This is a genomic window from Phascolarctobacterium succinatutens CAG:287 (genome assembly GCF_000434895.1).
Lineage (GTDB): Bacteria > Bacillota > Negativicutes > Acidaminococcales > Acidaminococcaceae > Phascolarctobacterium_A > Phascolarctobacterium_A succinatutens_A.
The window spans coordinates 21093-27304 of the sequence record NZ_FR892739.1; the positions used below are offsets into that span (position 1 = coordinate 21093).

3 protein-coding genes are annotated in these 6212 nt (G+C 45.8%); all 3 read left to right on the forward strand.

The window, feature by feature from the left end; all coding sequences use genetic code 11:
- Positions 1-2549 (forward strand): acyl-CoA dehydratase activase-related protein (locus BN587_RS11245; protein WP_044483856.1); only part of this gene is annotated, 2549 nt, incomplete at its 5' end.
- Between the two features lie 13 nt (positions 2550-2562).
- Entirely contained in the window at positions 2563-3807 is a 1245-nt protein-coding gene (locus BN587_RS00165; RefSeq protein WP_021719159.1) for a 2-hydroxyacyl-CoA dehydratase, read from the forward strand.
- A gap of 366 nt (positions 3808-4173) precedes the next feature.
- The coding region (gene cas9, locus BN587_RS00170; RefSeq protein WP_044483857.1) for a type II CRISPR RNA-guided endonuclease Cas9 at positions 4174-6212 on the forward strand (2039 nt) is incomplete at its 3' end.

The window sequence follows — 6212 nt, forward strand, 5'->3', positions numbered from 1 at the left end:
ACCAGATGGCTTCCCTGCTGAACGTAGAAACACCCCAGATGAACGAGCTGGCACAGCAGGCACACAACACCTACACCATCGCCAGCCGCTGCGGCGTTTTCGCCAAAAGCGATATCCAGCCGCTGCTCAACCAGGGTGCGGAAAAAAGCGACTTGGCAGCCAGTATCTTCCACGCTGTAGCAAGCCAGGCCATCACCGGTCTTGCCAAAGGCCGTCCCATCAGCGGTAATGTGCTATATCTTGGCGGTCCGCTCACCTTTATGAGCTGTCTGCGCGATGCCTTTGACAGTGTTCTGAATATCAAGGGCATCTGCCCTAAAAACAGCCTGCTTTATGTAGCAATGGGTGCAGCCTTCTGCGCCGAGCACGAGGTGGACCTTACCACGTTGCCCGACAAGCTGCGTACAGCAGCAGCGCAGCACAGCTTTGAGCATTTGCCGCCACTCTTTAAAAATGAGGGCGAATATACTGTTTTCAAAAAGCGTCACTCTAAAGAAAGTGTCGCTATCGGTACCCCTGCGGAGGCTAGCGAAACCTTTATCGGTATTGATTCCGGCAGCACGACCATTAAAATCGCTGTTATGAGTCCAGACGGCAAATTGCTTGACTCCTTCTACCAAAGCAATAAGGGTAATCCTGTTGTTGCCGTCCGCAATTATCTTACCGATTTCTATACAAAATATCCCACCTGCCGCCTGTTGGCAGGTGCAGTCACAGGTTACGGCGAGGAGCTGATTCGCCACGGCTTTGGTGTTGACTATGGCATCGTTGAAACCATGGCACATTTTTATGCTGCCCAATATCTGGAGCCGGAGGTAGATTTCATTCTTGATATCGGCGGACAGGATATGAAGTGCCTGAAAATCCATAACGGTGCCATCGACAATATCTTTTTGAACGAAGCCTGCTCCAGCGGCTGCGGTAGCTTTTTGCAGACCTTTGCCGAAATTCTTGGCTACACAGCCGAGCAGTTCGCACAAATCGGTCTTAAAGCAGATATGCCGGTAGACCTTGGCAGCCGTTGCACCGTGTTTATGAACAGCAGCGTTAAGCAGGCACAGAAGGACGGTGCCTCTGTTGCCAACATCAGCGCCGGCCTGTCCATCAGTATTGTCAAAAACGCTTTATATAAGGTTATCCGTCCGGCAAGCAAGGAGGCCATCGGCAAGCACATCGTAGTTCAGGGAGGCACCTTCCTCAATGACTGCGTACTGCGCGCCTTTGAGCAGGAAATGGATTTGAACGTTATCCGTCCCAATATTGCCGGCCTTATGGGAGCTTACGGCGCGGCTCTGTACGCACAACGCCGCTACAAGGACGCACCGCATCAGACAACGCTGCTCAACCTGCAACAGCTGGGTGAATTCGTTCATACCGTCAAGGGTATGACCTGCGGCCTGTGCAATAACCATTGCCACCTCACCGTCAACACCTTTGCCGGCGGCAAACGCTTTATCAGCGGCAACCGCTGCGAGCGTCCCATCACCCACATGGCACCCAAGGATGAGCTGAACCTGTACCGCCAAAAGCTGCAGCTGCTCAAGGAATTGCCTGTTAACGAAACGCCTAAACGCGGCATTATGGGTATACCTATGGGTCTGAATATGTATGAGCTGCTCCCCTTCTGGAATGCCTTACTCTCCAGCCTGGGCTTCAAGGTAGTTCACAGTCCGATTGAAGACAAAAACATTTACCGTCTTGGTCAGGGAACCATCCCCAGCGACACCGTCTGCTATCCGGCCAAGCTGATGCACGGTCATATCAAATGGCTCCTGCAGCAGGGAATCACCAATATCTTCTATCCCTGCATGACCTATAATATAGATGAACAGGGCACTGAAAACTGCTATAATTGCCCTGTCGTAGCCTATTATCCCGAAGTGCTGCACGCCAATATCCGTGATCTGAATAAGCCCGAGATACATTTCTTCTATGATTATCTTGGCCTGCTGCATAAAAAGAAGCTGGTCAAAAAGCTGCAGGAAATGTTTGCCAAGGTTTATCCGGATATCACTAAGGAGGAAATCCGCAAGGCAGTTGATGCTGCCTTTACTGCCTTTTATGACTATGAAGCGCAGGTAAAGGCTAAAGGACAGGAAATCATCAGCAAGGCACGCGAAGAGCATAAGCCTATCGTTGTACTGGCAGGCCGTCCCTATCACATCGACCCTAAGGTCAACCACAGTATCGACCGCCTGATTACTAACATGGGTGCTGCCCTCGTCAGCGAGGATGCCGTAAGCAGTCATATTAAGACCAAGGAACTCAACCGCGACCTGCAGGTGCTCAACCAGTGGACCTATCACGGCCGCCTGTATGCGGCAGCCGAATATGTTGCCCAAAATCCTGATATGCATCTGATTCAGCTTGTAAGCTTCGGCTGCGGTTGCGATGCGATTACGGCCGATGAATGCCGCCGCCTCCTCGAAGAACGCGGACGCATCTATACCCAAATAAAAATAGACGATATCGACAACCTTGGTGCTGCCAAAATCCGCATCCGCAGTCTGTTTTCCGCAGCCCAGCTTTTCGATATAGATAATAATTAAAGGAGATTTGCATATGCTACCAGCAGCTAACGTTAAGTTTACCCCCTTCACGGAGGATATGAAAAAAACGCATACTATACTTATACCCGGCATGCTGCCTATGCATTTTTCACTGCTGCAGGCAGCACTCGTAAGCTGCGGCTACAAAGCCGAGGTTCTGCACAATACCGGCCGCGAGGTAATCGAAACCGGTCTGAAATACGTTAACAATGATATCTGCTATCCGGCGCTGCTGGTTATCGGCCAGCTGATAAACGCTCTGGAAAGCGGCAAATATGATTTGGAGCACACTGCGCTGATTATCACTCAAACCGGTGGCGGCTGCCGTGCTTCCAACTACATCTACCTGCTGCGCAAGGCTTTGGAAAAAGCCGGCCTTACGCACATCCCTGTCATCAGCCTCAACGTCAACGGTCTGGAGCAGCAGCCCGGCTTCCATCTGGACGCATCCATGGTGCATAAGTTCTTGGCTGCCGTTGTTTACGGCGATACCCTGATGTACCTGACGAATAAAACACGTCCCTACGAAGTTGTACACGGCGCTGCCGACAGACTGGCGCAAAAATGGCTGGCACGCTTAAGCGAAGCCTTCAAGAGTGGCAAGGCGCAGGCTTTAGGTACCATCAAGCAGCTTACTAAGGCTATTGCGCACGAATTTGCGGATTTGCCTATAACCAACAAGGAAAAAACTAAGGTCGGTATTGTCGGTGAAATCTACATCAAATATGCCGCTTTGGGCAACAACAATCTGGAAGCCTTCCTGCAGCGTCAGAACTGCGAATATATGCTGCCCGGTCTGATGAATTTCATCATGTACTGTGTTGATACTTATCTTACAGACTATAAGCTTTACGGCGGCAGTCTGCTCAAATACAGCGTCAACAAGGGCGCTATGTGGTATTTAAAATATATGGAAGGCATCCTGCATCAGGCTCTCAGTATCGCTCCCTTCAGCGCCCCCGCCACCTATGAGGAAACCAAGGCTATGGCTAAGGGCGTTATCGGCTACGGCAATAATATGGGCGAAGGCTGGCTGCTTACTGCCGAAATGCTGGAGCTGGTACACAGCGGCTACACCAATATCATCTGTGCTCAGCCCTTCGGCTGCCTGCCTAACCACATCGCAGGCCGCGGTATGATTAACAAAATCAAGGAGATTGCCGAGGAGGCTAATATTTTGGCATTGGACTACGATGCCAGCGCTGCCCGCGTAAATCAGGAAAACCGCATTAAGCTGATGCTGGCGACAGCGAAGTAAAAAAGAAGAAAAACGCTAAAGTTACGAGTTACCTGCTGCATTTTACGGTTTACAGTATATTCTTGTTCCGGCAGGCGATTTTCTTTATGAAATATCTTAACTTTTTATTTTTCATTTTCGCTTAAAATATTGTATTATTTTTCATAAGTATAGCAGGATTTATATAGCTTCATCTAGAATTATAAAAATATATTTTATTTTGAGATTTACAATTTGAGGCAGACGTGTTATACTTAAATCAATCCTTATACCATACCAAGGATTATCGGGTTACTATGATAAGGTAACACACCGAAAAGCTCTAACGCCCTGCCATCTGGCAGGGCGTTATCTTTTTACACGCCCAAATAAGAAAGGATGTTGAGAATGAAATATGCAATAGGCCTTGATATCGGAATTGCATCTGTCGGCTATGCCGTTTTAGCATTAGATCACGAAGAAAACCCGTGGGGAATTATCCGCCTTGGTTCGCGTATCTTTGATGTAGCAGAAAATCCCAAGGACGGTGCCTCCTTAGCCTTGCCACGTCGTGAAGCCCGCAGCGTCCGCAGACGCCTGCGCAGACATCATCATCGTTTGGAGCGTATAAAAAATCTTTTGATTAACACCGAGCTTATAACAAAAGATGAGCTTTTGCATTTATATGATGGTAATCTTTCTGATGTATACGAATTACGTGTAAAGGCCCTTGATTATTCTGTAACTAATGCAGAGCTTACACGAATTTTATTACATCTCGCACAAAGACGTGGTTTTAAATCCAACAGAAAATCTGATGCCAACGACAAGGAAGCAGGCCAGCTTTTGGAAGCAGTTTCCGCAAACACAAAACGCATGCAGGAAAACCATTATCGTACTGTAGGCGAAATGTTTTATAAAGATGATTTGTTCTCAAAATACAAACGCAATAAAGGCGGCACATACCTTACTACAGTGCATAGAGATATGATTGCTGCCGAAGCCAGAACTATTCTTGAAAAGCAATTTGCTCTAGGCAACGATATTTGTACTCAAGATTTTATAGACAAATATTTATCTATTCTCTTAAGCCAAAGGCAATTTGATGAAGGTCCCGGCGAACCAAGTCCCTATGCAGGCAACCAGATAGCCAATATAATCGGCAAATGTACCTTTGAACCGAATGAACATAGAGCAGCCAAAGCAAGCTATTCTTTTGAACGCTTCAACTTGCTGCAAAAAGTTAATCATTTGCGCTTATTGCTTGAAGGAAAATCTATCGCGCTTGATAACGAGCAGCGTAAAAAAATAATTGCTTTAGCACATGAAAAAGCAGATTTGAGATATTCTCATATCCGTAAGGCATTAGGCTTAGACGAAAAGGTATTGTTCAATACCATTACCTACAACGAAGATGTAACCGTAATAGAAAAGAAAACAAAATTTAATTTTCTACCAGCCTATCATCAAATCAAAAAAGCTTTGGCAGAAGATATGCAGAAACTTACGACAGAACAACTAGACAATATCGGTCAGATACTTTCCACATATAAAAGCGATAACAAACGTACCGAGGAACTTTCTGCACTAGGCTTAGAAAAGAAAATTATTGATGCATTACTTGGCATTAACGGCTTATCAAAATTTGCCCATCTTTCTCTCAAAGCATTACGCAAAATAAATCCCTATCTTGAAGAAGGTAAAATTTATAACGAAGCATGTGCTGCTGCCGGTTATGATTTTAAAGGTCATGCCAACACACAAAAAACTGAGCTTTTACCTGCATACAAGGAAGAGATGGACGATATAACCAGTCCTGTAGCAAGACGAGCTATTGCTCAAAGCATCAAGGTCATTAACGCTATTATCAGAGAGCAAAAATGTTCTCCGGTTTATATTAACATTGAATTAGCACGTGAAATGGCCAAAGGCTTTGACGAACGTACTCAGATTGATAAAGCAAACAAAGAAAACCAAGCAAAAAACGAGCGTATTATGGAACGTATCCGTACAGAATTCCATAAGTCAAATCCAAGCGGCATGGATTTAATTAAGCTAAAGCTTTGGGAAGAACAGGATGGCAGAAGCCCCTACAGCCAGAAAGCAATAAGTATAAACCGCCTTTTTGAGCCCGGTTATGTAGATATTGACCACATCGTTCCCTATAGCATAAGCTTTGATGACAGCTTCAAAAATAAGGTTCTCATTTTTTCGGATGAAAACCGCGACAAAAGCAATAGACTTCCTATTGCTTATCTCCAAAGTAAATTTGGCGCAAAAGCAGCTGAGAATTTTATGATTTGGGCACAAAGCAATATAAAAGATTATAAAAAACGTCAGAAGCTATTGAAACGAGAAATTACGGAAGAAGATATTAATAAATTTAAAGAACGTAATCTGCAGGATACAAAAAATGATATGTACCCAGTTTTCTGGACACCGCTAAA